The organism is Saccharopolyspora sp. NPDC045941 (assembly GCF_056431445.1).
On record NZ_JBWKKU010000077.1, the window covers coordinates 1 to 20,586 of the forward strand.

Consider the following 20,586-nt stretch of genomic DNA (forward strand, 5'->3'; position numbering starts at 1 on the left):
CAGACCAGGCGGCACAGCACTACCCACCCAACACCGCGAACACCTCCGGGAACTCATCCCCGCACCACGGGACCCGGCGGGCGAACCATGACGCCCGGATGTGGAGCGGCCCGTTTGTCGGAGTTGTTCGGCCTGCAGCCGCTCCACGCGCCAGCGCCGAACCAGGTGTCGACCGGACGGGCCGGGACCTGGGAAGCGCACATGCCAGCAGCGAGGAGACGCAGGTCACATTCTGCGATGTCACAGGGAGTCGAGTCACCTCGTCTCGGGAGGTGTAGCCACTGACGACCACGGAGGAGCACACCATGGACGCGCGACTGAACTACCTCGCCAGCCCGACCGCCGCCAAGGCCAGCAAGTACCTCATGTCGGTGGGCAAGGCACTCAAGGAAGGCCCGCTGCCCGCCGCGACGCAGGAGTTGGTGGCGCTGCGCGTGAGCCAGATCAACGGCTGCGCCGCCTGCATCGACATGCACACGAAGGATGCCGCCGTTGCCGGTGAGACCTCGGTGCGGCTGAACCTGGTCGTGGCGTGGCGGGAGGCCACGGTCTTCACCGAGGCCGAGCGTGCCGCTCTGGAACTGGCGGAGGAGGGAACCCGGGTCGCGGATGCGGCCACCGGCGTCAGCGACGACGTGTGGGCGCGCGCCGCCAAGCACTACGACGAGGAGCAGCTCACCGCCCTGGTGCTCATGGTTTCCTTCATGAACATGGTGAACCGGCTGAACATCATCACCCAGCAACCGGCCGGCGACTACGTGCCCGGGCAGTTCCACTGAACTACAGCTTCAACTGGAGGAGAGTCGGCGTGAGCAAGGTCGAGGAGTTCGAAGAGCTGCGGCCGCTGCTGTTCTCGATCGCCTATCGGATCCTGAGCAGTGTCGGTGAGGCCGAGGACGCGGTGCAGGAGACGTGGCTGCGCTTCGACCGCTCCTCGACCCTGCCCACGTCGACCAAGGCCTTCCTGTCCGCCACGGTGACGCGGATCGCGATCGACGTGCTGCGTTCCGCGCGGGTGCGGCGCGAGGAGTACGTCGGCCCGTGGTTTCCCGAGCCGTTACTCAGCGATCCCTACCAGGATCCGGGCCGGGCGGCGGAGCTGGCGGACTCGGTGTCGATGGCGGCGCTGCTGTTGTTGGAGCGGCTCAGCCCGCTGGAGCGGGCGGTGTTCGTGCTTCGGGACGTGTTCGCCTTCGGGTTCGACGACATCGCTTCGGCGGTGGGGCGCTCGGAGTCGGCCTGTCGGCAGCTGCTGGTGCGGGCACGACGTCATATGGAGGCCGGGCGGCCGAGGTTCGCAGCCGATCGGCAGGAGCGGCAGGAGTTGGCGACGCGGTTCTTCGATGCGTTGAAGGACGGCGATGTGGGCTCGCTGCAGAGCCTGCTGGCCGCCGACGTGCATTTGGTCGGGGACGGCGGCGGGAAGGCCCCGCAGCTGGCCCGGGCCGTCGTCGGTGCCGAGAACGTGGCCCGGGTGCTGGGCGCCTTCTTCCCTTGGCTGATCCGGGTCGACGTGATGTTCGAGCCGCGCGAGGTCAACGGCCAGCCCGGTGCCATCTTCCGCGACCGGGACGGCAAGATCCTGTACACCATGGTCCTCGATGTGCTCGACGGGCAGATCCAGGCCATCCGGGGCGTGATCAACCCCGACAAGCTCGGCCACATCGGGCCGGTCGGCGACGCCTGGGCCGTCGACCGCGAGGTGAAGCAGGTCCGTCGGGGCCGGAAATGACGATGTCGCGGAACGCGCCGGTGCGCGCTCCGCGCCATCGAGCTCCGTGCTACTTCTGGCCGTAGCCCGCGAACAGTTCCGCGCAGCGCGCGAGTTCCGCGTCGCTGAGCAGGCTCGGTTCGCCCGCTCGGCTCGCGGTCAGCCAGAGTTCGCAGAGCCACTCCAGCTGCCGCGCCCTGTTGTAGGCCTGCGACAGGCTCGCCCCGATGGTGATCGTTCCGTGGTTCCGGAGGATGCACCCGGCGCGTCCTTCCAGCGCCTTGGACATCGTCTCGGCCAGCTGGTCGCTGCCGAACGTGGCGTACTCCGCCACCTGCACGGTGCCGCCGAAGTCCGCGAGCTGGTAGTGCACCGCCGGAACGTCGTTGCGCAGCAACGACAACGCCGTCGCGTTCAGCGAATGCGTGTGCACCACTGCCCCGGCGTCGTGCCGCTGGTAGGCGGCGAGGTGCATCGGCAGTTCCGACGTCGGCTTGAGGTCTCCCTCCACCACCTCGCCGGTGAGGTCCACCAGCGGGATGTCGGCCACCGCCAGCTTGTCGTAGTCGACGCCGGACGGTGTCACCGCCACCAGATCACCGCTGCGGACCGACACGTTCCCGGACGTGCCGACCACCAGCCGGTCCGACGTCATCCGCCGGGCGATCTCGATGACCTCGCGCCGTTGCTCGGCCAAACGCGAACTGCTCACTTCATCCCTCGTTCAGCAGGTGGCGCCGGAAGATTCCGGCGCCGACTCGTAGCCCTTGATCGCGGCGACCTTCTCCGCCGACGGCGAAGACTCGTCGAACCGGTGCTCCAGCCACTCCGACGCCAGCTTCCGGGCCAGCTCCAAGCCGACCACGCGCTGGCCGAAGCACAGCACCTGGGCATTGTTGCTGAGCACCGACCGCTCCACCGAGTAGCTATCGTGCGCGGTGACGGCCCGGATGCCCGGCACCTTGTTCGCGCTGATCGCCACGCCGAGCCCGGTGCCGCACACCAGCAGCGCCCGGTCCGCTTCGCCCTCGGCGACCAGCCGTGCCGCGTTGACCGCCACGTGCGGATACGCGGTGTGCTCGTCCGAGCCGACGCCCACGTCCACCACGCCGGCCACCCGGGGATCGTTCTCCAGGTCCTTCTTCAGCGCATCCTTGTACTGCAGCCCCGCGTCGTCGGAGCCGACCACGATGCGCAGCGGCGCCTGCTCAGTCACTTCTCGCCATCCTTCCCGTTCCCGGCGAGCCCAGCACCGCCGGCGAGTACCGTCCCGATCCGGGTGAGCGCGAGCGCCAGCGACGTCGCGCCCGGGTCCGGAGTTCCGACGCTGCGCTCGGCCAGCGGCCTCGCGCGCCCGGTGCGGGGCCGAAGCTCCGCGGTGCTCTCGGCGGCCTTCGTCGCCGCCTTCGCGGCCTGCTGCCACGCCTCGGTGCCGGTCGCACCCGCCTCGACGGCAGCGCGCAGCTCCTCCACGAATGGCACCAGTGCGTCGACCAGCGTCTTGTCGCCGAGCTCCGCGCGGCCCAAGCGCTGCACCGCCGCGAGAGCCGCCGAGGCGCCCGCGGTCAGGTCGTTGGCCATGGCCGCGCGGTGATCCGGCAGCAGGTCGCCGAACGACCGCAGCGCCGCGCCCCACAGCACGCCCGACGTGCCGCCAGCCTTCGCCGCCCACGCGTCGCCCGCCGCGACCAGCACCGCGGCCGGGCCGACGCCCTGCGCCACGGCCTCGTCCGCGGCCGCCACCGCTGCCGCGCTGCCGCGCGTCATGCCGCGGCCGTGGTCGCCGTCGCCTGCGATCGCGTCGAGGCGGCCGAGCTCTTCTTCCTTGTCGTGCAGCAGGTCCGCCACCTCGTGCAGGGCCTTCCCCACGACCGCCGCCGTCGCCTGCCCCTCCGGCGGAGCCACCACCATCACCTTCTCCGGTGCCGGCGGCAGCTCTTCGTCCACATCGGACTCTTCCGCTTCGGCGAGGACGACGTTCCCCTTGCGGTAGGCGGGGGTGTCGGCCGGCGCCTGCCACAACCGCTCCAGCTCCGGGTCCAGCCAGGTCAGGGTCAGCGAGCAACCGGCCATGTCCAGGCTGGTCACCAGCTCGCCCACCTCGGGCGCGACGACCTCCACGCCCGCCTCCGCCAGCAGCCGGGACACGGTGCCCCAGACCACGAACAGTTCCTCGTACTTGGTGGCGCCGAGCCCGTTGAGGATCGCCGTCACCCGCGGCTTCGCCGCACCGGCCTCCGGGGCCTCCGCGAGCAGGCCGTCGACGAGGATCTTCGCCAGCTCCGACGCCGAAGGCAGGTCGCGCTCGGAAACGCCGGGCTCGCCGTGGATGCCGAGCCCGAGCCCCATCCGGCCCTCGGGCACCTCGAACAGCGGCTGGTCCTGGCCCGGCAGCGTGCAGCCGTCGAAGGCCACGCCGAGGCTGCGGGTGCGCGCGTTCGCGTGCTCGGCGACCCGCACCACCTCGTCGAAGGAGTAGCCCTCCTCGGCCGCCGCCGAGGCGACCTTGAACACCACGAAGTCGCCGACCACGCCGCGGCGCTTGGTCTGCTCCGACGCCGGGGCGCTGGCCACGTCGTCGGTCACCACCACGTTGTGCGCGCGGATCCCGTCGCGTTCCAGGCGTTCCGCCGCCAGCCCGAAGTTCATGTTGTCGCCGGCGTAGTTGCCGAACGAGAAAACCACCCCGGCACCGCGGTCGACCGCACGGCCCACCGAGTAAGCGTCGTCGGCCGACGGCGAGGTGAAGATGTTGCCGATGACCGAGCCGTCGGCGAAGCCCGGGCCGACCACCCCGCAGAACGCCGGGTAGTGCCCGGAGCCGCCGCCGGTGACCACGGCGACCTTGCCCTGCCGCGCGCGTTTCGCCCGCACCACGCCGCCCGGCACCTGCCGGACGTAATCGGGGTGCGCCGCCACGAAACCGGTCACCATGTCCTCGGTGAACGACGCGGGATCGTCGTACAAGCGCGTCATCTGCTGCTCCTCAGCGCCATGTCTTGCAGGTCAGGAGGTCGCGCCCCACAACGGGCGGGCGCGGTCGATCGATTCCAGGTACTCGCGGTAGCCGCGCTCGTAGAACTCCACGGCGTTCGGGTGCGGCACCACGGTGCGCCGCGCCGCGGCCCACTTGGCCCGGTCCACCGGCTCACCCAGCGAGTCCCACGCGGTCATCGCCGCGCCACGCGCGCCGACGCCTTCCTCGTAGGGCACGTGCAGCGGCCGGCCCAGCACGTCGGCGAAGATCTGGCTCCACGCCGCCGATCGCGCGCCGCCACCGCACGCCGAGACCTCACCGGTCAGGCCCGCGGTCTCCAGGTTGTGCCGCGCCGCGTAGGCCACCGCCTCGCACATCGCGCGCACCAGGTCGGACTGCGAGGTTTCCAGCGACAGCCCGGTGAACTGGCCGCGGGCGTGCGGCTCGACGAACGGGGCGCGTTCGCCGGAGCTCGACAGGAACGACAGCGCCGACACGCCGTCGGCACCGGGTTTGCTGTTGCCCAGCAACGTTTCCAGCTGGTCCACGCCGGCGCCGACCATGCTCAGCACCCAGTCCAGGTTGGCGGTGCCGACCATCGCGGGCATCACCCGCAGGTACCGGTCCGGCAGCGGCGTCGCCAGCCACATGCCCGCGACCTCGCCGTCCGGGTCGATGACGACCTCGTCGCGCAGCACCTGGCAGCCCAGGGTCGTGCCGATCACCAGACTGCCGTCGCCGACGTCGCTGACGCCGGAGCCGAACGCGCAGGCGGGCAGGTCGAACGGGCCCGCCGACACCGGCAGCCCGGCGGGCAGCCCCAGGTCCTTGGCGCTCTTGCCGTCCAGCGCGAACAGCTTGTTCGGCGGAGCCGGTTCGGCCAGCAGCCGCCGGTGCTCCTCGATGCCGCAGGCCTGCAGCGCTTCCTGCGAGTAGCTGCGGTTCGGCACGTCCAGGAACGGCAGCGACGCGTCGGAGGCGTCTACGGTGATCTCACCGGTGAAGCGCTGCACGATCGCGTCCACGCAGTAGCCGGCGACCGCGGCGCGCTCCAGCCGCTCCGGGGCGTGTTCGGCCAGGTGCGCCAGCAGCGGACCGGCCGAGCCGGGGAACATCCCCGACCCGGTCAGCCCGTACACCTTCCGCTGCACGCCGCAGGATTCCCAGCGGTCCAGCACGTTCGCGGCGCGGGCGTCCAGCCACGAGATGGCCGGGCCGACCTGCTGCCCCTGGTGGTCGCGCAGCCACAGCCCGTCGCCCTGACCGGTGATGGCCAGCGCCTCGACCGGCTCGCCGACCTGCTCGGCCGCGGCGGCGACCTCGCGCACCACCTGGACGACCGAGCCGATGACCTCTTCGAGGTCCTGCTCGACCCGGCCGCCGGACTGCCGGTGCAGCGCGCTGCGCTTGCTGTGCGTGACCAGCGCCGTGCCATCGCGGTTGAGCAGCGACGCCTTGGTCACCGACGTGCCGACGTCGACCCCGACGATCATGGCCGCAGGCCTTCGAACTTGGCCAGCACGTCCGGATTGGCGACGAAGCGCGGCCGCTCCCCGCCCAGGAAGCGGGCGACCTCGCCGGCGACGATCTCGGCGGCGCGGTGCGCGGTCTGGCGGGTCGCCCCGGCCAGGTGCGGCGTGGTGATGACGTTCGGCGCGTCGAACAGCGGCCAGTCGCGCGGCGGCGGTTCGATGTCGTAGACGTCCACCGCCAGGGCGCCGAGGCGGCCGGACTTCAGCAGCTCCGGCAGCGGCTCGTAGTCGAGCAGCCCGCCGCGCGCGGAGTTGATCAGCACCGCGCCTTCCGGCAGCAGCTTGAGGTTGTCGGCGTTGAGCAGGTTCTTGGTCTCCGGGGTGAGCCGCGCGTGCAGGCTGACCACGGAGCTGCGCCGCAGCAGCGCCTCCAGCTCGACGAGCTCGACGCCGTCGTTGGCGGCGTCCTCGGCCTTGACGAACGGGTCGGACACCAGCACGTGCGCGCCGAAGGCCTTCAGCACCCGGGCCACGATCTTGCCGATCGCGCCGTAGCCGACCAGGCCGACGGTGGAGCCTTCCAGCTCGATGCCGGCGTTCTCGTAGGCGTAGTAGTCACCGCGCCAGTTGCCCGCCTTGAGCTCGGCGTCGGAGCCGGGGATGCGGCGCAGCGCGGCGAGGGTCAGGCCGACCGCGAACTCGGCGGCCGCGGCGGCGTTGCGGCCCGGCGCGTAGCTGACAATCACGCCGTTGTCGGTGGCGGCCTGCAGGTCCACGTTCACCGGGCCGCCGCGGCAGACGCCGACGAACTTCAGCTGCGGGCTGTTGGCCAGCACGTCCGCGGTGAACGGCGCCATCTGGGTGGCGACGATCTCCACGCCGCCGAGCGCGTCGAGCAGCTGCTGCTCGGTGCCGCTGGCCTCGTGGACGTTGCCGACCGGGCCGAACGGCTCGATGGGCCACGGCAGCTTCAGGGTGCTGAACTGCAGGTCGTGCGCGCCGGCGCTGTTGCGCAGGGCGTCGACGAACACCTCGGGAGCGACGAAGTGGTCACCTGCGGCCAGAACGCTGGTCATGAGGACTCCTTTGTCTCTTGCTTTCGGTGAGCTCGGCTGCCGCGGTCGTCAGCTGCCGACCGGTTCGGGCAGTCCGCTCACCAGGCGCGCCCGGACGTCGTCCAGGTCGGTGGCGACGTAGCTGGCCCCGGCCAGGGCGTCTTCGGCCGGCGGGTAGTCGGAGTTGGGAATGGCCACCACAGTCATCCCCGCTGCGGCGGCGGCGCGCAACCCGTTGCTGGAGTCCTCGACCGCCAGGCAGTGCCGCGAGTCCTGGCCGAGCTTCTCCGCGGCGGAGAGGTACACGTCGGGGCTGGGCTTGCCCTTGGGCACCTCGGCGCTGGAGACCGTCGCCGTGAAGTGCTTGATCAGGCCGTGGCGGTCCAGGACCGCGTCGATGAGCCGGCGCGGCGCGGACGAGGCGAGCGCGATCGGGGCGCGCGCGGCGACCTCGGTGACCATCTTCTCGGCGCCGGGCAGCAGCTCGATCTCACCGCCGTCGAGCGCGGCGATCATGTCGTCGACGACGATGCGCTCGGTCTCCGCCGCGGACTCGGGGGCCGCGCTGAAGTCGGCCAGGAACGCCGACCACTCGGGGGCGCTCATGCCCTGCACCTGCCGGGTCTGCTCCACCGTCCAGGTCTTGCCGCGAGCGGCGGCGAACTTCGCCCACATCCGCTCCCACAGGTGCTCGCTCTCGACCAGGACGCCGTCCATGTCGAACACGACCGCGCGGTGGGTGCCGTTCGGCCCTTCGGGCTGGGTCATCTTTACCTCCCGCCAAACACTGACACGGTCAAATTAACATGATTGACGTTAAGTGTCACCCTCAGAGTGATACTTCCGTGAGTCTGCGATGTCCGGCGGCACGTGCTCCGCACCACGGGGCAAGATGGCCGCATGTCGTCCGCACCGAAGAAGCAGTCCGCCCGGCTCCTGCGGCAGCAGAAGATCATCGACCACGTGGTCGGGCAGGGGTTCGCCAGCGCCGCGGAACTGTCCGAGCTGACCGGCGTCAGCCTGATGACGGTGCACCGCGACCTCGACGACCTGGTCACCCGGGGCCTGCTGCGCAAGTACCACGGCGGTGTCTCCGCCCAGCCGTCCACAGTGTTCGAGAGCAGCTCGGACTTCCGGCTGCACACCCACACCGTCGAGAAGGAAGCGCTGGCCAAGGACGCGCTGCAGTTCATCACGCCCGGCATGTCGGTGATGCTGGACGACTCGACCACCGCGCTCGCGCTGGCCAGGCTGCTGCCCGAGGTCGGCCCGCTGACCGTGGTCAGCAACTACCGCCAGGTCCAGGAGGCGCTGCGCGACGTGCCGGACATCCGGCTGATCGGCCTGGGCGGCGAGTACTCCCGCACCCACGACTCCTACCTGGGCCTGCCCTGCCAGGAGATGATCAGCACCTTCTCGGTGGACATCGTGTTCCTGTCCACCTCGGCGATGAACGCGCGGCTGACCTACCACCAGGAGCAGGAGATCGTGCTGGTCAAGCGGGCGATGCTGGCCAGCGCGACGACCAAGGTGCTGATGATGGACGCCAGCAAGGTGGCCCGCTCGGCGCTGCACCAGTTCGCGCCGGTGCGCGCCTTCGACCACGTGCTGCTGGCGGGCGAACTGGACGCGGCGCTGGTCGAGGAGATGCGCGAGGAGACCGACGTCCGACTGTCGCCGGTGGAGTGAGCAGACCGGCGGCACTGTTGATCTTCACACTAGATTGCAAATGAATTAACGTCTTGCGCGTTAAACTGAACAAGGTGCATGATAGCCAGCACCCGTCGACCGGGGGCGCGTCCTAGCCGCGCACCACCGGGAAGTTCCGATTCCTTGGAGACAGTGATGTCCCAACAGACCTCTGCGGATGCCGAGTCGTTGCGGCCGGCCAGCAGACTCGACCGCATCGGTATCCCCAGGCAGCTCTTCTGGGGCTTCGTCGCCGTGCTGATCTTCATGATCGGCGACGGCGTTGAGACCACCTTCCTGTCGGACTACCTGCAGCAACCCGAGGGCGGCGGACTGCCCGGCGCTACCGCGGCGTTCGCCACGGTCACGCTCTACGGCGTCGCGGCCATGATCGCCGCGTGGTTCTCCGGGACGCTCTCCTCCATCTGGGGCCCGCGCCGGGTCATGTGGCTCGGTGGCGCCTGGTGGGTCGTGTTCGAGGCCCTGTTCCTGTTCGTGGCGCTGCCCTCGCAGAACCCGACGCTCATCGTCGCCACCTACGGCATCCGCGGCTTCGCCTACCCGCTGTTCGCGTTCGCGTTCCTGGTGTGGGCGCAGATCGCCAGCCCCACGAAGATGCGCGGTTCGGTCGCCGGGTGGTTCTGGTTCGCCTTCACCGGTGGTCTGCCGACCCTGGGCGCGGCGGTGGCCGCGGTCTCCATCGGCGTGTTCGGCCTGAGCCAGCACGGCACGCTGGTGCTGTCGCTGGTGGTGGTCACCATCGGTGTGCTCATCGGTAGCTTCGCGGTCCGCGAGGAGCACGGTCTCAAGCCGATCGCCGACGAGACGGTCGCCAACCCGCGCAGCCTCAAGCGGCTGGGCGAGGGTGTGGACATCCTCTGGCGCGACCGCCGCACCCTGGCCGGCGGCCTGATCCGCATCGTCAACACCGCGCCGCAGTACGGCTTCTTCGCGATGTTCCCGTTCGTGCTCGGCCCGGCCACGCCGGGCGGTGGCTTCCTCACCGCTCCGCAGCTGGCCACCCTCGCGTCGATCAGCTACGGCGCGAACATCGCCGCGAACCTGTTCTTCGGCGTGTTCGGCGACCGCTTCGGCTGGCGCCGCACGATCACCTGGTTCGGCTGCGCGGGCTGCGCCATCGCGACCCCGCTGTGGTACTTCACCGCCGTGTCCACCCAGAGCTTCGCGGTGACCGCTACCTTCGGCGTCGTCTACGGCATCCTGCTGGCCGGGTTCGTCCCGCTGTCGGCGCTGATGCCGTCGATGGTCTCGCCCAAGGACAAGGGTTCGGCCCTGGCGATCCTGAACTTCGGTGCCGGTGGCGCGGCGTTCGTCGGCCCGGTCGTGGTCACGATCCTGTTCCCGCTGGTCGGCGGCGGCGGGGTGGCCATCGCGTTCAGCGTGCTCTACATCCTGGTGGCGTTCCTGAGCCTGAAGGTCAAGGACGGCTGCGACCCCGGCGAGCAGAAGCTGGCGCAGCGAGCTGCGCAGCACGTCACGACGGCCCGGTCCTCCGCGTAAGGTCCACCGCCGCCGTCGTGAGCCCGCGTCCCGAGGACGCGGGCTCACGTGCATTCGGCCGTCGTCGCCGAGCGCGACCAGGTGGCGACCGCCCGGGGTGAACGCGAGCGGCCCGGCGATCCGGCCGGGGAGGACGGTCGTGGTGGTGCCGGACACCGCGATCCGGCCTTCGGCGTCGCGGGCCGCGACGATCGGGATGTCGCCGTCCAGCACGGCAAGCGCCGGATCGGACGTGGCGGCGGCGTCGATCGAGGCTACCGGCGCCCATCCCGCGTGTTCGCCGAGCACGACCAGCCGCCCGGTCGCGGCCTCCCGGAACGCCGCGAAGGACTGGCGGCCGCGCGCGACGGCAACGGATCCTGCCGGGCGGTGCGCTTCCGGCGGCGCGACGAGACTGCCGCCGGAGCCGTCGAGCCGCCAGTGCAGCAGCCCGGCTCGCGCGGCGGCGAAGACGTGCACCTCCCCGGTTCCGGTCAGCAGCACCGAAACGGTGTCGACGACCCCGGCGCCGCCGAGGTCCGTCCAGGCCGCCTGATCGGCGAACCGCGTGCTCACGCCGCCGCGCGCGTTGCGGACCGCGACCAGCGTCCTGCCGTCCGGCGTCGTGACGGCCGCCGGTGGCCCGGCCGACGGGTCGCCGAGGTCCTGCCAGCGGTTCGTCCCGTTGCGAAGCAGGATCGTGCCGGTGCGGTCCTGGATCACGAGCGCGCCCGGATCCGCGAACCCCACCGCCCCCTCTCGCGGCATGAAGCCCGACGTGTCCACAACGGACTCCCCTGATTCGTTGCCTTCGAAGAGAATTCCACCTCGTACGTAGGCGTACGAGAGCCCACCGTTCCGGCCGGTCGTGGCCCAGTTCGCGCTCCACGGCCAGCGGTGCCGCATGCTTCGCAGCCACGTCGCATAGGGCTCCGCCATGCTCACCTCGGCGTCGTGCTCCGCGTAGCGCGCGAAGATCGCGCGCTTGTCGTCGACGATCTCCGCAGGCAGGTTCGGTGGCGCATCCGCGATGTTGTAGTCGCGGTAGTGGACCAGGTACGCCGATCCGGCTGATCGCATCGCGAGCTCGGCGAATCGCGCGGTCATCACGTGGTCCGGGTGATCGTGGTGGCTTCCCCACTGCGGCTGGTACCGGACGTCCGGCTCGGGATCGTGGGTCCGCACGATGCCGGGAGCGAACCGCCGGTGGAGCCGGGCCAGCGCATCGAGCACCGAGGCGCGGTCGTGGACGCTGGTTCCCGCCAGCACCGAACCTTCCGGTCGCAGTGTCTCGACCTTGGCAGTCGGGTCGTGCCAGAGCCGGGTCAGCGCGTGCTTGCCTCCCGTGGCGTGCGGGTCGTTGTCGTCGGGCAGGTTCAGGAACACCAGCCGCACCCGAGGCCGATCGCGCAAGGTCTGCACCTCGGCCTGACGGCCGCCGGGCAGCGCCAGCCCGGCACGGTCCCAGGCGTCGGGAACTCCGGCCATCGCCGCGAATGCCGCCCGCGCCCCGGCCTGCCGCTGCGCGGCATACCGCGCGGCGGGCCGCACGTCGCTCTCCCCCGCCGTCAGGAACACCGTCGTCACGGTCGCGCCGGAGCGGATCGAGATGGCCAGGTCCGGGTTCATGAACAGGATGTCGTCGTCGGGATGCGCCACGACCTGCAGGTGGGAACGCGCCTGCGCGGCAGCGGCGGGATCGACGAGCAAGGCGATCAGCAGCACCGCGATCGCGGCGGCAAGTCCTCTCATCGCGGTTTCCTCCTCGCGCTCAGCGGGACGACGGTCAGCACCATCGCGAGCAGCGCTCCCGCGCACGCCAGCAGGAGGTGCAGGACGAATCCGGGTGGACTCCAGGACAACGCGAGCGTGCCGCCGGGCAGACCGGGCGGCAGGCGCACGACGAGCAAACCCGCTTCGGTTCCCCCGACCGGCACACGACGTCCGTCCACTGTGGCCTGATAGCCCGGCCAGGCCAGGCGCGCGAAGACCAGCTCCGCCCGATCACCGGTGCGGCCGAACCGCACGGTCTCGCTGCGCTGCCCGTGCTGCAGGTCGTCGAAGACCTCCACGCCGCGGCTGGCACTCAACCGCCCGTACGGCCAAGGCAGGGCCGATTCCCGTTCCAGCACAACGACATCGCTGTTCCGCCGGGCGATCCGCCAGCCCGCCGGCGCTTCGGTCACCTCGCGGAGGCGGCGCTGCACCACGACGCGGGTCGCCTTGAGCCGGTCGGCCAACCCGTCCCACAACCGGTCGTAGGCCTGCGGGCAGGTGGCCCCGTAGTAGCTCAGGCAGAAGCGGCGGTGCAGGGCGTCGTGGCCGATTCCGGTGTAGGACACCAGGCTCGCGACCCCGGCGGCCGCGTGCATGTTGCCGAACAGCAGGTGCCGCCACGCGCTCCGGGAGGCGACGTCTTCGGGCGGGATCAGGTCGCGGTCGGCGATCTGCACCAGGGTTCCGCCGCGGAATTCCGCGTAGCGGGACCGGAGTTCGGCGACGGAGGGCGGGAAGTTGTAGACGGCGACATCCCGGTTCGCCGGGAACCAGGCCATTTGCAGCGCAAGCGCGCAGACCGTACCGAGGTGCAGCACCGCGGCGAGCAACCGGTTACGGTGCACCAAGACGGCGAGCAGCACGAAGATCACGCCCAGCGACACGAGGTGCTTCGGCGCCAGCGAGGGCCACGCCGCGAACGCGAGATAGCCGCCCAGCAGAACAGATCCCGCGGAACACGCCAGCCGCACCTTGAAGTGGTCGGTGCGCAAACCCCGCGACAGCGCCACGGCGAGCAGCACCGCCAACGCCAGGTGCAGCACCGCAACGTGCCGCAGCGGCCACCGGAACAGCCACACGTTGGACGGCCCCAGGCACAGCAGGAAGTAGCAGCCCGCCACCACCACCGCGCACCGGCAGCGGCGCCACAGCACTCCGGCGGACCGCCAGTCCAGCCAGGCCAGCAGCGGGACGGCGAACCACGCGAAGTACGTGGCGGGCACCGACATCCGGAAGGCGCCGAAGGACAGGATCTGCGGCACGAACGAGGGCATGCTCGCGGCCAGCAGATCACCGATGCCCGGCACCAGCCGGCCGATGTTGAACAGCTCGTGCCCGGACCGCCACCCCACCGCCGATGCCGCCAGCACCGGGAAGAACACCAGCGGCAGGCTCGCCGCGACGGCCACTCCCACCAGCACCAATCGCCGGACGCGCGGCCGGTCCCGGCCGGTTTCCGCCAGCAGCCCGGCGAAGATCACGCCCAGCGCCAGCACACCGTAGGGATCACCGGCGGACACGCACAGGTAGCACAGCAGCCACGCCGCGAATGCAGGCCTCCGCCGCCGCAAAGCCCACCACGCCCACGGCAGCCACGCGAAGCCCATGAGCCCGCCCGCCCAGGTCGCGGCCTGGAAGTACAGCACGAACCCGGACACCGGAAGCGCCACCGCGAGCACCGACGCGATCCCGCGCGTCGTCCCGTAACCGCGGCAGAGCAGGAACGTCCCGACGCCGAGCGTGACGAGGAACTGCGTCTTCACCACCGCCGCGCCGACCGCGAGATCGCCGATCCACACCACCAGCAGGAAATCCAGCAGGTGCACGGGATTCCAGATCCCGAACAGCGCCTCGGCGGCCAGGTTCCCGCCCATCCACGAGTCGACGTCCAACCCCAGCGGCCAGTCCCCGGCCAGCAGCCGCTCGCCCAGCCGGTGCCACATCGGGAGGAACTGCGCCGCGCTGTCGTCCCAGAAGTAGAACGACGGGTTCACCAGCACCGGGAACTGGCCCAGCACCGCGACGGCCGCCCCGACACCGACCGCGCCCCGCCAGTCGACGCGCCGTTCGCGGCGACGCGGTCCGCTGGTGAGCGCCGCCCTGCTCAACAGGAACGCCACGGGCACCACGACCAGACCCGCCGCGACCGGGGCGAACCTCGAATCGACGCCGAACACCCCCACCGAAACCACGACGACGGCGGTGCTCAACCCGATCACGGCCAGGTTGGACAGCGGGAACAGCAGCAGGCTCCGCCGGTTCGGCACCACCCCGAAGGTGAACCGGCAGTTGAGCAGGTACGAGCACAGCGTCGCCACCGCCGTCGCGACCAGGTGCGCCACCAGGTACGGAACCAGCAGCAACAACGCCAGGTAGGCGGTGCAGTGCACGGCCGTGTTCACGCCGCCGACGAGCGCGAACCTCGCGAACTCCGATCTGCTCGCCTCGCGCCACATCACTCCCCCTGCAACGCCAGATCGGCGGCCGGGCGCAACCGGTGCGCACGCGCCTGCGGATGGAACTCCGGGCTCGACTCCTTGACGAGGTAGTGCGGCCGCCGCTTGGCCTCGAAGTAGCTCTTGCCCAGGTACTCCCCGAGCACCCCGAGGAACAGCAGCTGCAACCCGCCCAGCCCGAGCACACCGGCGAGCAACGTCGCGTAACCGGGCACGTGCACACCGTCCACAATGGTGTTCGCCACGACGAAGAGCACGTAGCCGCCCGCCAGCAGCGCCACCAGCACGCCCAGGTAGATCGACAGCCGAAGCGGCCTGCTGTTGAACGAGGTCAGCCCGTCGATGCCGTAGTTCACCAGCGCGCCGAAGGTCCACCTCGAACCGCCGCCGCCCCGCGGCACGTTCCGGAACGACACGTACGCCGTGTCGAAACCGATCCAGGCGAACAACCCCTTGGAGAACCGGTGGTACTCCGGCAACGACAGCACCGCGTCCACGGCCCGCCGCGACAGCACCCGGAAATCCCCGGCACCGTCCTGCAATCGCACGTCCACGAGCCGCCGGCACGCCCAGTAGTACATCTTGGACAGTGCCGACCGGACGCGGCTCTCCCCGTCGCGGCCACGGCGGGCGACGACCTGGTCGTAGCCGGAGTCCAGCAGCGCCAGCATCCGCCGCAGCAGCCGCGGCGGATGCTGCAGATCGGCGTCCAGCAGCGCAACCCGGCCGCCCCGCGCATGCCGCAAGCCGCACAGCATCGCCGCTTCCTTCCCGAAGTTGCGGCTCAGCGACACGTAGCGGAAGCGCGGGTTCAGCGCCGCCAGCCGGCGCGCTTCGCGCAGCGTCCGGTCGGTGCTGCCGTCATCGACCAGGATCACCTCGTAATCCCGGACGCGCCCGGACAGCGCCGCGACCAGCGCGTCGTGCAACCGTTGCAGGCCGTGCTCCTCGTTGAAGCACGGCACCACCATCGAGAGGTACATGGCAGGTCTCATCCCAGGTCGATCGGCTCCCGCAGGAACCGGGAAGCCGCTGCGGGCCAAACGAATCGGCGCCGACCGTAGGGTCCGCGGCGCGCCGCACCCCCTCCCGACACACCGGCGAATAATCCGCCCGGGGCGGCTTTTCGCCACATGGCCACCCGATCGCGCAATCACGCGCCGGAAATGGCAGGCTGGCCGCATGGCCTCGTTTCCCCGCCGCAGCGCCCGCACCCAGGGGTTCACCCTCGGCGCGCCGCGGAACTTCACCGCCGGTGCCACCGTGCTCTTCCTGCGATCCGCAGGCGGCACCGAACGCAGCAACGCCCTCTGGGCGCTGGACACCCGAACCGGCCGGGAGCGGATGCTCGCCGACCCGGCCGCGCTGCGGGTCGCCGACGAGGTCTCACCCGAAGAGCAGGCCCGCCGCGAACGAGCGCGCGAACGCGCCCTGGGCATCACCGGCTACGCCACCGACGGCGACGGGAACCTGGCCGCATTCACCATCTCCGGCCGGCTGTTCGTCGTCGACGTCGCGACCGGCGACGCCCGCGAGCTGCCCGCCCGCCAGCCGGTCGCCGATCCCCGGCCCGACCGCGACGGGCGCCGGATCGCCTACCTCTCCGGCGGCCAGCTGCGGGTGATCGATGTGGACGGTTCCGGTGACCGCGCGCTCGCCGAACCCGACGGCGCCGACATCACCTGGGGCGCCGCGGAGTTCATCGCCGCCGAGGAGATGGACCGCCACCGCGGCTACTGGTGGTCGCCCGACGGTTCGCGGCTGCTGGCGGCCCGCGTCGACGAATCCCCGGTCCAGCACCTGTACCTCGGCGACCCGTCCGCCCCGCTGAGCGAGCCGACCGCCATGCGCTACCCGGCGGCCGGCACCGCCAACGCCGACGTGTCGCTGGCCGTTCTCGCCCTCGACGGCAACCGGGTGGACGTCGAATGGGACCGCCAGGCCTTCCCCTACCTCGTCACCGCGCACTGGTCCGGGCACGGCGCCCCGCTGATCGCGGTGCAGACCCGCGACCAGCGCACCCAGCTCGTGCTGGCCGTCGACCCGGCCACCGGGCGCACCACCGAGGTGCACCGCGACACCGACCCGCACTGGGTGGACAACAAGCCCGGCTGGCCCGCCTGGACCCCGGGCGGCCGGCTGGTGCGCATCAGCGCGGGCGACGGCGCGTACCGGCTGGTGGTCGGCGACCAGCCGTGGACCGCCGCGCCCCTGCAGGTGCGGGGCATCCTCGACGTCGGCGCCGACGACGTCCTGATCTCCGCGTCGGAGCAGGATCCGACCCAGGTGCACCTCTACCGCGTCACCGCCGACGGCGCCGTGCGGATCACCGAGCAGCCCGGCGTCCACACCGGAACTCGTTGCGGCGACGTGCTCGTCGTCGCTACGTCCACAATGGACGAACCGCGTACCCGGGTGCGGGTGCACCTCGACGGGCGGGAGATCGCCGAGATCGAGAACCTGGCCGAAGACCCCGCCGTCGACCTCAACGTCACACTCCTCCGGCTCGGCGACCGCGAGCTGTGCAGCGCCCTGCTGCTGCCCGCCGGCTACGACCCGGCCGACGGCCCCCTGCCGGTGCTGCTCGACCCCTACGGCGGCCCGCACGCGCAGCGCGTGCTCTCCCGCCGCCAGGGCTACCTGACCTCGCAGTGGTTCGCCGACCAAGGCTTCGCGGTGCTGGTCACCGACGGCCGGGGCATGGCCGGCCGCGGCCCCGACTGGGACCGCGCGATCGCCGGCGACCTCGCCGGCCCGACCCTGCAGGACCAGGTCGACGCCCTGCACGCGGCCGCCGCCCAGCACCCCGAGCTCGACCTCGACCGGGTCGCCATCCGCGGCTGGTCCTTCGGCGGCTACCTCGCCGCGCTGGCCGTGCTGCGCCGCCCGGACGTCTTCCACGCCGCCGTGGTGGGTGCCGGAGTCGTCGACTGGCGGCTGTACGACACCCACTACACCGAGCGCTACCTGGGCGACCCCAACGAGGTTCCCGAGGCGTACGTGGAGAACTCGCTGCTGGCCGACGCGGGCAACCTCGAACGCCAGATGCTGATCGTGCACGGCACCGTGGACGACAACGTCATCCTGGCCCACGCGCTCCGGCTCTCGGCCGCGTTGACCGCGTCGGCCCGCCCGCACAACGTGCTACCGCTGGCGGGCGTCAGCCACATGCCCACCGAGGAGACCACCAGCGAGAACCTGCTGCTGCTCCAGGTGGACTTCCTGCGCGAATCGCTGGCGCGCTAGAGGATTTCCAGCGGAACCGGATGCGGCGGCGCTGGGAAGCCCGCGTCAAGCTCGGCGAGATCGGCCGCCGACAACTCGATGTCCAGCGCCGCCCGGTTCTGCTCCACGTGCGCCACGGTGGCCGCCTTCGGGATCGCGCACACGCCGTCCTGCGCCAGCACCCAGGCGATCGCGATCTGCGCCGGAGTCACCGAATGCCGCTCGGCGACCCGCTGCAACGCCGGCTCGCCCAGCAGCCGCCCCTGCTCGATCGGCGAGTACGCCATCACCGGCAACCCCTGCTCCCGGCACCACGGCAGCAGGTCGAGCTCGATGCCGCGCCGGGTGAGGTTGTAGAGCACCTGGTTCGTGGCGGACCGCCGGCCGAGTTCGCTCTCGAACAGCTCCGACATGTCCCCGGGACCGAAATTGCTCACCCCGAAATGCCGGATCTTGCCGTCGGCACGCAGCTGCTCGAACGCGTCCAGCGTCTCCGCCAACGGCGTGCTGCCGCGCCAGTGCAGCAGGTACAGATCCAGGTGATCGGCGCCCAGCCGCCGCAGGCTGCGCTCGCACGCGGCGACGGCGTCGTGACGACCCGCGTTGTGCGGATACACCTTGCTGACCAGGAAAACCTCGTCGCGGCGACCCGCGATCGCGGCACCGACGACCTCCTCGGCACCGCCGCTGCCGTACATCTCGGCGGTGTCGATCAGCCCCAGGCCGAGGTCCAGGCCGAGGTCCAGGCCGCGCCGCAGCGCAGCCACCTCCGCCGCGCGCTGCGCGCGCCGCTCGCCCATGCCCCAGGTGCCCTGCCCCAGCACTGGCAGCTCCTGCCCGCCGGGCAGTCGTAGGCCTCGCATGCACACTCCGTTCCAGGTGGTGGATCAAAGCCGGGCGTGCGGCCAAGAATACGGATCAGCGCTGCTGCGGCAGCACGGCCACCAGCTCGAAGCCGCCGTCCGCGGACGGCCCGGCGTCCAGCCGCCCACCGGCCATCTGCACCCGCTCCGACAAACCCGCCAGCCCGGACCCGCTGCTGCCTGCCTCGACGGCCGGTAGCACACGGTCAGGAGCACCGTTGCTGACGGCGACGTGCAACGAACCCCCGCGGCACAACAGGCTCACCTTGATCCCGGCGCCCGGCGCGTGCTTGGAGGCATTCGTCAGCGCCTCCTGAACGACCCGGTACGCGGCCCGCTCCACCGCCGCCGGCACCCCGTGCGGCTCGCTGAGCTGAGAAGACAGCTCCACGTCCACACCGGCGGCGCGCGCCCGCACCACCAGGTCCGGGATCTTGTCCAACCCGACCTGCTGCCCCGCCGTGCCCAGCCCCAGCGTCGCGCGCATCTCGTCCAGCGCCTGCTTCGCCAACCCGCGCAACCGGCCCGCGGTCTCCTGCGCGGCGGGATCACCGGTGGTCGCCGCCAACGCGGCCGACTCCACCGCGATCAGGGTGACGTGATGCCCGACCGCGTCGTGGATCTCCCGCGCGATCCGGGCCCGCTCCTCCGCGCGCGCCGTCTCATCCTTCGCCCGCAACTCCGCCGCGGTGGCCGCCTCCAGCCGCCGCAGGCTGTCGGCCAGCTGCTGCCGAAGCGACACCAACATCCCCAACGCGGTCGGCGCACCAGCGGCCGCCAGCACGAAAGCAAAGGTCAAGACGATCGAACCCGCCCCGAGCGACTGCGTGATCAGCACCGGGGTCACCGCGACCACCGTCGCCAGCAGAACCCCCGCGACCAGCGTCGACACCCGCGGCCGCGCACGCCCCAACGCGTACAGGGCCACAACCGTCGCCGGCCACCCCAGGCCACCGGCCAACGCGGGCATGCACAACACCACCGAGACCCACGGCAACCACAACCGCAACGGCAACAACGCGGCGGCCACCAACCCGGACACCACCGCGTACCCGAACGGATCCGGCGCGGCCAGCACCGCAGCCGCCGGAATCCCGGCGGCCAAAGCCTCGGCACCGAGCCGCGGCCAGCGCCCCGAACTCACCGGAAGTCGCCCGCCACGCGCTGCGCGATCAACGCGGCCTGCACCCGGTTCTGCGCACCGAGCTTGCTCAACACCGTCGACACGTAGCTCTTCACCGTCGCCTCGGTCAGCCCGAGCCGAACCCCGATGTCGGCGTTCGACCGGCCATCGGCCAACAGCTGGAGCACCTGCCGCTCCCGCCCGGACAGCCCCCGCACCAGCTGCATCTCGTGCGCGTTGTCGGTCGCGCTGCGGAACCTCGGCAACAGCCGCGCCGTGATCCGCGGATCCAGCACCGCCCCGCCCGCCGCCAGATCGTGCACCGCCCGAACCAGCATCGCCGGCTCGGCGTCCTTGAGCAGGAACCCGCGCGCCCCGAACCGCAGGGCATCGGCCACGTAGTCGTCCAGGTCGAACGTCGTCAACACCGCCGCCGCCGGCGGGTCCGCCAGCGCCGTCAACGTCCGCAACGCCGTCAACCCGTCCTTGCCGGGCATCTGCACGTCGATCAGCGCGACGTCCACCCGGTGCGCGCGCACCGCCGCCAGCAACTCATCGCCGTTGCCCGCCTCGGCGACCACCTGGATCGTGCCGTCGGCCTCCAACAACACCCGCAGGCCACGCCGCAGCATGGCCTCGTCATCGGCCAGCACAACGCGGATCGGCCCCCCGCCGTCCTCAGCCCGCACCACTCGGTCACCTCCCCTGTTCCGAGCGCCGCCAGCAGATTATCGGGACA

The 20,586-nt window shown here is 71.3% G+C and carries 17 protein-coding genes and 1 pseudogene; 6 read left to right on the plus strand and 12 right to left on the minus strand.

The features are described from left to right. Positions 1-305 precede the first annotated feature (305 nt). Positions 306-779 (plus strand): carboxymuconolactone decarboxylase family protein, encoded by a 474-nt coding sequence (locus AC07FN_RS39220; protein WP_478400216.1) that lies wholly within the window; start codon positions 306-308, stop codon positions 777-779. 29 nt (positions 780-808) lie between these two features. Then, a complete protein-coding gene (locus tag AC07FN_RS39225; RefSeq protein ID WP_478400217.1) occupies positions 809-1,732 on the plus strand; it encodes an RNA polymerase sigma-70 factor in 924 nt (307 codons plus the stop codon). A 49-nt stretch (positions 1,733-1,781) separates the two neighbouring features. On the opposite strand, the gene AC07FN_RS39230 is transcribed toward AC07FN_RS39225, so the two are convergent. The 6 genes from AC07FN_RS39230 to AC07FN_RS39255 are packed head-to-tail and all read right to left on the minus strand — an operon-like array spanning position 1,782 to position 7,983. Continuing rightward, complete coding sequence (locus tag AC07FN_RS39230) at positions 1,782-2,423, minus strand: class II aldolase/adducin family protein (RefSeq protein WP_478400218.1); 642 nt, start codon at positions 2,421-2,423, stop codon at positions 1,782-1,784. Positions 2,424-2,435: 12 nt separating this feature from the next. After that, positions 2,436-2,927 (minus strand): ribose-5-phosphate isomerase, encoded by a 492-nt coding sequence (locus AC07FN_RS39235; protein ID WP_478400219.1) that lies wholly within the window; start codon positions 2,925-2,927, stop codon positions 2,436-2,438. Next, positions 2,924-4,687, minus strand: a complete 1,764-nt coding sequence (locus AC07FN_RS39240; RefSeq protein ID WP_478400220.1) for a dihydroxyacetone kinase family protein — start codon at positions 4,685-4,687, stop codon at positions 2,924-2,926. Before AC07FN_RS39240 ends, AC07FN_RS39235 begins: the two co-directional genes overlap by 4 nt. 30 nt (positions 4,688-4,717) lie before the next feature. Continuing rightward, a complete protein-coding gene (locus AC07FN_RS39245) occupies positions 4,718-6,181 on the minus strand; it encodes an FGGY family carbohydrate kinase (RefSeq protein WP_478400221.1) in 1,464 nt (487 codons plus the stop codon). After that, entirely contained in the window at positions 6,178-7,236 is a 1,059-nt protein-coding gene (locus AC07FN_RS39250) for a 2-hydroxyacid dehydrogenase (RefSeq protein ID WP_358312014.1), read from the minus strand. The genes AC07FN_RS39245 and AC07FN_RS39250 overlap by 4 nt, the downstream gene beginning before the upstream one ends. Positions 7,237-7,284: 48 nt before the next feature. Continuing rightward, positions 7,285-7,983, minus strand: a complete 699-nt coding sequence (locus tag AC07FN_RS39255; protein WP_452619025.1) for an HAD family hydrolase — start codon at positions 7,981-7,983, stop codon at positions 7,285-7,287. A 132-nt stretch (positions 7,984-8,115) separates the two neighbouring features. On the opposite strand from AC07FN_RS39255, the gene AC07FN_RS39260 reads away from it, so the two are divergent. The 3 genes from AC07FN_RS39260 to AC07FN_RS39270 all read left to right on the plus strand — a co-directional run bounded on the left by AC07FN_RS39260 (position 8,116) and on the right by AC07FN_RS39270 (position 11,205). Further along, positions 8,116-8,904, plus strand: coding sequence for a DeoR/GlpR family DNA-binding transcription regulator (locus AC07FN_RS39260; RefSeq protein ID WP_093277007.1), 789 nt, complete (start codon positions 8,116-8,118; stop codon positions 8,902-8,904). A 156-nt stretch (positions 8,905-9,060) separates the two neighbouring features. Beyond that, positions 9,061-10,425, plus strand: coding sequence for an MFS transporter (locus AC07FN_RS39265; RefSeq protein ID WP_478400222.1), 1,365 nt, complete (start codon positions 9,061-9,063; stop codon positions 10,423-10,425). A gap of 48 nt (positions 10,426-10,473) precedes the next feature. Next, positions 10,474-11,205 (plus strand): hypothetical protein, encoded by a 732-nt coding sequence (locus AC07FN_RS39270; protein ID WP_478400223.1) that lies wholly within the window; start codon positions 10,474-10,476, stop codon positions 11,203-11,205. A 291-nt stretch (positions 11,206-11,496) separates the two neighbouring features. Here the strand turns inward: AC07FN_RS39270 and AC07FN_RS39275 are convergent. From AC07FN_RS39275 to AC07FN_RS39285, 3 genes and pseudogenes are all read right to left on the minus strand, one after another. After that, positions 11,497-12,156: pseudogene (locus AC07FN_RS39275) on the minus strand (PIG-L family deacetylase); the annotation flags it as partial. After that, positions 12,153-14,636: a GtrA family protein gene (locus tag AC07FN_RS39280; protein WP_478400224.1), complete on the minus strand. Its 2,484-nt coding sequence runs from the start codon at positions 14,634-14,636 to the stop codon at positions 12,153-12,155. The gene AC07FN_RS39280 and the pseudogene AC07FN_RS39275, both read right to left, overlap by 4 nt. Continuing rightward, a complete protein-coding gene (locus tag AC07FN_RS39285; RefSeq protein ID WP_478400225.1) occupies positions 14,636-15,619 on the minus strand; it encodes a glycosyltransferase family 2 protein in 984 nt (327 codons plus the stop codon). Before AC07FN_RS39285 ends, AC07FN_RS39280 begins: the two co-directional genes overlap by 1 nt. A gap of 199 nt (positions 15,620-15,818) precedes the next feature. Here AC07FN_RS39285 and AC07FN_RS39290 point away from each other — a divergent pair, with 199 nt between their 5' ends. After that, on the plus strand, positions 15,819-17,882 hold the full coding sequence (locus AC07FN_RS39290) for a S9 family peptidase (protein WP_478400226.1): 2,064 nt from the start codon (positions 15,819-15,821) through the stop codon (positions 17,880-17,882). Here the strand turns inward: AC07FN_RS39290 and AC07FN_RS39295 are convergent. Genes AC07FN_RS39295 through AC07FN_RS39305 form a run of 3 tightly spaced genes read right to left on the minus strand, consistent with a single transcriptional unit; the run spans position 17,879 to position 20,536 of the window. Next, positions 17,879-18,724, minus strand: coding sequence for an aldo/keto reductase (locus tag AC07FN_RS39295; RefSeq protein WP_478400227.1), 846 nt, complete (start codon positions 18,722-18,724; stop codon positions 17,879-17,881). The genes AC07FN_RS39290 and AC07FN_RS39295 overlap by 4 nt on opposite strands. 55 nt (positions 18,725-18,779) lie before the next feature. Beyond that, complete coding sequence (locus AC07FN_RS39300) at positions 18,780-19,868, minus strand: sensor histidine kinase (RefSeq protein ID WP_478400228.1); 1,089 nt, start codon at positions 19,866-19,868, stop codon at positions 18,780-18,782. Continuing rightward, entirely contained in the window at positions 19,865-20,536 is a 672-nt protein-coding gene (locus tag AC07FN_RS39305) for a response regulator (RefSeq protein ID WP_452619036.1), read from the minus strand. Before AC07FN_RS39305 ends, AC07FN_RS39300 begins: the two co-directional genes overlap by 4 nt. Between the last annotated feature and the right edge of the window lie 50 nt (positions 20,537-20,586).

Coding starts and splice junctions, on each gene's coding strand:
- AC07FN_RS39245 (WP_478400221.1), bottom strand. CDS start 6,181: ATGATCGTCGGGGTCGACGTCGGCACGTCGGTGACCAAGGCGTCGCTG.
- AC07FN_RS39280 (WP_478400224.1), bottom strand. CDS start 14,636: ATGTGGCGCGAGGCGAGCAGATCGGAGTTCGCGAGGTTCGCGCTCGTC.
- AC07FN_RS39265 (WP_478400222.1), top strand. CDS start 9,061: ATGTCCCAACAGACCTCTGCGGATGCCGAGTCGTTGCGGCCGGCCAGC.
- AC07FN_RS39285 (WP_478400225.1), bottom strand. CDS start 15,619: ATGTACCTCTCGATGGTGGTGCCGTGCTTCAACGAGGAGCACGGCCTG.
- AC07FN_RS39290 (WP_478400226.1), top strand. CDS start 15,819: ATGGCCTCGTTTCCCCGCCGCAGCGCCCGCACCCAGGGGTTCACCCTC.
- AC07FN_RS39250 (WP_358312014.1), bottom strand. CDS start 7,236: ATGACCAGCGTTCTGGCCGCAGGTGACCACTTCGTCGCTCCCGAGGTG.
- AC07FN_RS39295 (WP_478400227.1), bottom strand. CDS start 18,724: ATGCGAGGCCTACGACTGCCCGGCGGGCAGGAGCTGCCAGTGCTGGGG.
- AC07FN_RS39220 (WP_478400216.1), top strand. CDS start 306: ATGGACGCGCGACTGAACTACCTCGCCAGCCCGACCGCCGCCAAGGCC.
- AC07FN_RS39260 (WP_093277007.1), top strand. CDS start 8,116: ATGTCGTCCGCACCGAAGAAGCAGTCCGCCCGGCTCCTGCGGCAGCAG.
- AC07FN_RS39255 (WP_452619025.1), bottom strand. CDS start 7,983: ATGACCCAGCCCGAAGGGCCGAACGGCACCCACCGCGCGGTCGTGTTC.
- AC07FN_RS39240 (WP_478400220.1), bottom strand. CDS start 4,687: ATGACGCGCTTGTACGACGATCCCGCGTCGTTCACCGAGGACATGGTG.